Annotated in this window: 6 protein-coding genes and 1 pseudogene; all 7 read right to left on the bottom strand. The window is 18.8% G+C overall.

The genetic code is table 4. From position 1 onward, the window contains the following. Window positions 1-80: 80 nt before the first annotated feature. The gene (locus ACXX85_RS03880) at window positions 81-851 is read right to left on the bottom strand and encodes a hypothetical protein (protein WP_458560674.1); all 771 of its coding nucleotides are present in this window, start codon (window positions 849-851) and stop codon (window positions 81-83) included. 9 nt (window positions 852-860) lie between these two features. After that, the gene (locus ACXX85_RS03875; RefSeq protein WP_458559631.1) at window positions 861-1277 is read right to left on the bottom strand and encodes a hypothetical protein; all 417 of its coding nucleotides are present in this window, start codon (window positions 1275-1277) and stop codon (window positions 861-863) included. 145 nt (window positions 1278-1422) lie between these two features. Beyond that, entirely contained in the window at window positions 1423-2235 is an 813-nt protein-coding gene (locus tag ACXX85_RS03870; RefSeq protein ID WP_436358600.1) for a hypothetical protein, read from the bottom strand. 11 nt (window positions 2236-2246) lie between these two features. Then, entirely contained in the window at window positions 2247-2936 is a 690-nt protein-coding gene (locus ACXX85_RS03865) for a hypothetical protein (protein WP_436358598.1), read from the bottom strand. A 14-nt stretch (window positions 2937-2950) separates the two neighbouring features. After that, complete coding sequence (locus tag ACXX85_RS03860) at window positions 2951-3250, bottom strand: hypothetical protein (RefSeq protein ID WP_436358597.1); 300 nt, start codon at window positions 3248-3250, stop codon at window positions 2951-2953. Window positions 3251-3795: 545 nt separating this feature from the next. Continuing rightward, window positions 3796-4602 carry a hypothetical protein gene (locus ACXX85_RS03855; protein ID WP_458557427.1) on the bottom strand — a complete coding sequence of 269 codons (807 nt, stop codon included), beginning with the start codon at window positions 4600-4602 and terminating at the stop codon, window positions 3796-3798. A gap of 184 nt (window positions 4603-4786) precedes the next feature. Further along, window positions 4787-5150, bottom strand: a pseudogene (locus ACXX85_RS03850) (hypothetical protein); the annotation flags it as partial.

Here is a 5150-nt window from a genome sequence, read left to right as displayed (position 1 = left end):
GAGGACATTTTGATTAGTAAATACCCCGGGACATTTTGATTAATAATTTGCATAAGTCAATAATTTTATAAATAAGTATTTTATTGATTATTATTTGGAATTTGAGTTTTAATGAATTCTAAATGTTTTTTAACTGCTAATAAAAAATCATTTGTTTCTTCTTGTTGTTCTGGTCCTTTAACTGTGTTTTTTAAGTGTTCAAATGTATATTGTAATCTATTAAAATTTTCTTTACTTGGTTTATTAAAGAAAGTTTCGGTTCGATCTGTATATTCTTCATAAAAATTGTTGGAATATCTAATTTGATTTGTATTATCAGGTTGGAAAAAACTTAAATTAGAAAAAATATTTGAAAATGTTCAGATAGATAATAAAGAAATAAAAAGTGAGAAAAATATTTTTTTATTAGGTAAAAAAGGTATTAAAGTAGAAACAACAAAAATCTGAAATATAACTATATGAAAAATTAAATTTTTAATATTATTATTCTTTTTAGATTCATGATTTAAACTATCAATTAATTTATTAAAAGTTTCAGTAACTTCTTTCAAAGAACTTTTTGCTTTATTACTAGTATCTTGATCAGAAGAAAATTCTGATAAATTGAAATAATTTTTAAAATTTTTATATAAATCATTTTTTCTATATTTTTCCTTTGTATTTGAAAAAATATCTTCATATTTTAAACTCAGAATATCTTCTTTTAATTTTAGTAACTCATTTTTTCCTTCATTTGTTAAATTATTAATAAATTTTTTTATATTTTTTTCATTTTTTAATTCTGGAATAATATTTAATTTGTATTCTATTTTAGGTGTTGATTTTGAATTAATAGTAAAATTTCAAATCATTGTATTTTATTAATTTTCCTTGGTAAATACATAAAATAGAAAATCTGTTTTTCTTTTTTCTCTATCCATTCCTACGTGAATTTGAAGATGTTTTTTAAATAAATTATCTAAATATACAAGCAACAGAAGAATAACGGCTAAAGAAAATAAAATAATTGCTACATTAGAACTTTTTAAATAAATATTTGCAAAGTTAAGAGCACTTGCACTTAAAAATAAAAGAATAATACATAAAAAATTTACTATCATTATTTTTTTAAAATTTCTGATTTGTTTTTCAGTCATTATTTTAGAATTTTCCATTCTTTCTTTATTAGTAAAGCAAATATAAAGTTCTCAAAGTTTTGCTTCTTTTGGAGGATTATTTTTACTAAAATAATTTTTTGAAATAAGTAACAAACTTCCTATAATAAAACCCCCAATCACTAATGATATTGTTAAGTAAAAATTAAATCTTTGTAAATCAAAAAATAAATTATAAACCGAAAATCCAATTATTAATACTATAATAAAACTAAAAAATAAAACATTCAAAAAAAGAAAGAAAATCTTTATAAATTTTAAATTTTTGTTAGTAGTTTCCATAATGTGAACCGTGACCATAAAATTTTCTTTCTATTTTATTTAAATTTTTGTTAATAGCATTAATAAAGTCATTTAATTCTTCATTATCTGCACCACTTTTTTGTATAAATTCTTGATTCCATAGTCTTTGAAAAATTTTTCTAAGTTCTATTAAATTTTCTTTTGAAGGATCAGCAAAGTACACCAATCTTTGTTGTGTATAATTTTCTAAAAATTCTTTAATATATGAAGACATATAAGTATAATCTTTCTCTGTTAAAGTAGATCCAGCTATAGAAGTTCCTACTGAAGCAGCGAGAAGAGTTCTTGAAACAACACCGGAAACAGCAGCACTTGCACCAAAAGTAAAAGGTATTGCAGTTATACCAAGAAGACCTATAAATACTTGAGAACCAATTATTCAACCTTTTTTTGTTACATAGTCATTTCTATCATTAGAAATTCTATTTTTATAAGATTCATATGTTTTTTTTAGTTCCTCAAATGTGGTTTCTTCATAAGTTAAGGAACTTCTGTCAGAAATAAAATATTCTTTTGTTTTTAAAGAAGATTTTATTTCATTGTAAAAAATGCTTTTTTTATATTCTTCTTTAATTCTTTCAAAACTTCTTTTAGGAAATTTTAAGCCTGAAAGTTTGTAAAAATCCTCATAATTTAAATTTAACACTTTTTCTGCTAATTTTAAAAGTCTTATTTTATGTTTTTCTGATAAAGAATTTATCATTTCTTTATAGACGAATTTATTTTTACTTTCATTTTTATAATTTAAATTTTGTATATGTTGAACATTGATTTCCATGTTTTCTCCTTTTAATTTTTTAATTTTGTTTTTAATAGATCTAAAACTAATGTATAAAAATTAAATACTATATATAAAGATAAAACCTCATTTTTATAATATTTTTCTATTTTTACTTTGTGAAAAGAATCAGAAATAAAATTTTGAAATAACTCCAATTTATTTTTAATATTTTTATCTTGTTTATTTAAGAAGAAATTTAATCCATAATTTTGCTCTATGTTTTCTAATTTATTTTTAGTTAAGAAAACAGAAAAGAAAGAATCTCTTAATTCAAAAATAACTTCAATTTTTTCAAAAAACTTTCTTTTTCTTTTAATTAAATATATTAAAAATTTTTTTAAATTTGGAAAATTATTAATTTCTATTTTAAACTTTTCAAAATTCTTAAGTATTTTTTCATAATTTTTATAAAAATTCATTTTAGAACCAAGTAATTGAAAATATAAATCACTTATTATATTATCTTTAAAATATTTTCACAATTCTAAATTGCAAGTTTTTTTCATAAAATTAAAGTTTTGTTCTATTAATTTTAGTGATAATAACAATTTTTTTCTAAAATATATATTTTTTTCATATAAATAAGTTAATTTAAAGATTTGTGAAAGTTTTGAAGCAAATCTATATTTTTCATTTGTGTAATAAAAATTTAATATTGGATGTTTTTTATAATAAATTGGTTTTATTTCTTTAGACAAAATTATTTCCAATTTTATTTTGCTAAATTTTTTTTAATTAAGTAAGATTTATAAACTTCGTTATTTATATATGATTTTTCTATGTTAAGTGTCTCTTCTATTTTTTCTCAATCTGTATTTTTTTCTTTAAGATTTTGATTATTTTTAGGAAATAAAATATCTAAATCATTAGGTTTAACATCTATAAAACCATCTAAGTAAAAGCTGAAACTCCCTTGGATTATAAAAGGGATATCGACTTTTAAAATAGATTTTAATAGTAAATTAATTATTTTTAAATTATCTTTTATAAGAAAATTATTTTTTATAAACATAAAATAAAATATCACTTCACTTTATTTTTCTCCCCATTCCTACATGGATTTGTAAATATCTATTTAAAAAAAATATAATATATAAAATTAACATAAAAGAAATGAAAGTTAATACTTGAGTTAGACTAAGAAAAATAAAATTTTCAAAATTTCAAATATTTACTTTGAAACAAATATTGAAAATAATTAATAGAGTAAAAGAAATGTATAAAAATGTTATGATAAATTTAATTATTTTTAGTTTTTCTTGACTGATTTTCTTCGTAGATTTAACTCTATCATAATTAGGAATACAAAAATAAAATTCTCAAATTTTTACGTCTGTTTCATAATTAAATTTTTTATTTTTTTTAGTTATAATATTTAAAATTACTATTGGAATGGGTATTAATTTAGATAAAATTTTATAGTACCATAAATCATTTTTTACAAAAATTAAATTTTGTATAATAAATCATAAAAATAAAATTAACAAACTTAATATAAAAGTAATATGAAAAAAAATAAAAACATTTTTTAAAATAACATATTCTTTTTTTGTTATTTTAATAATTTCCATAATAATTAGAATAACCAACTAAAATATCTTTTAATCTCATTAAATCTTTGTGCAAAAATTCTAGAAAATTATTTAATTCTGTGTTTGAATCGTTTCTATATTTTACAAAATCTTTTTCTAAAAATTGATTATAATAACGGAATAATCTATCTCAGTTTGCTTGAGTTTGATGGTTTAAAAATACAAGTCTTCCATCTGTATACTCTTCAATTAAATTATTTAAATATTTTAAATTTCTTCCGTTTTCATTTTCACCTTGTGCTAAATTAGCAATTAAAGTTCCTAAAGAAACAAAAGATAAAACTCCACTAATTACTGGAGACAAAAATGAAACAGCTCCAATTCAAGTAGCCTTATCACTAATATTTTCTAATGTTTTTTTTCTATTTTCTAAACTATTAGAGTCTTGTTTAAGTTTTTTGCTATAAATATTGTACATATTTTGTAATTCTTCAAATGTTGTAGCTTCATCTGAAATTCTACTTCTTGTAGAAATAAAATATTCTCTTGTTTTTAAGGAAGATTTAATTTCATTATAAAAAATATTTTTTTTATATTCTTCTTTAACTCTTTCAAAACTTCTTTTTGGAAATTTTATAAAAGACAATTTATAAAAATCTTCATATTTTAAGTTAAGTACTTTGTCAGCAAGTTTTAAAATCCTAACTTTAGTTTTTTCTGGCAAGTTTAGTAATATATTTTTATAATCAATACTTTTAATTTTATGTGTATTTTCAAAATTATTTTTATTAATTTCTGATATATTTTTATTAATTTCAATGTTAAAATTCATAATTCTCCTTATTAATATTTTCCAAAATTTCTTTGGAATACAATTATATTACTAAAAATAAAAATATTCATAAAAATCCAAATTTTTTTTGAAAACTTGAATTTTTTTATTATTTTTTAATAAATTTATCAATTTCTATATTAATTTAGAAAAAATAAATGATTATTTTTGCTTGTTAATCTTATTATTTATTAAGTTTATATTTTCTATTTTTATTTTCTCCAATAGATATTAACTTATTATTTTTAACCATATTTAAAAGTATTTTTCTAACTCTTGAAGATTTAATATTTAAAAGTTTTTCTATATCTTTAGATTTAAATTCTTCTTGTTGTTTTGCAAAATTTAAAACAATAAGTTCCTGATCTAAATTTTTATTTTCTTTATTAGCATCATTTTTAACATTCTTAAGATCTTTATTATGCTTTTTATTTTTTAGTTTATATTTCCTGTTTTTATTTTCTCCAACAGATTCTAATTTATGACTGTTAATCATATTTAAAAGTATTTTTCTAACTCTTGAAGATTTAATATTTAAAAGTTTTTCT

It is taken from the genome of Mycoplasma sp. Z386 (assembly GCF_054343375.1).
The sequence above is the reverse complement of the archived record's forward strand: the minus strand, read 5'-3'. Positions and strand labels throughout refer to the sequence as shown.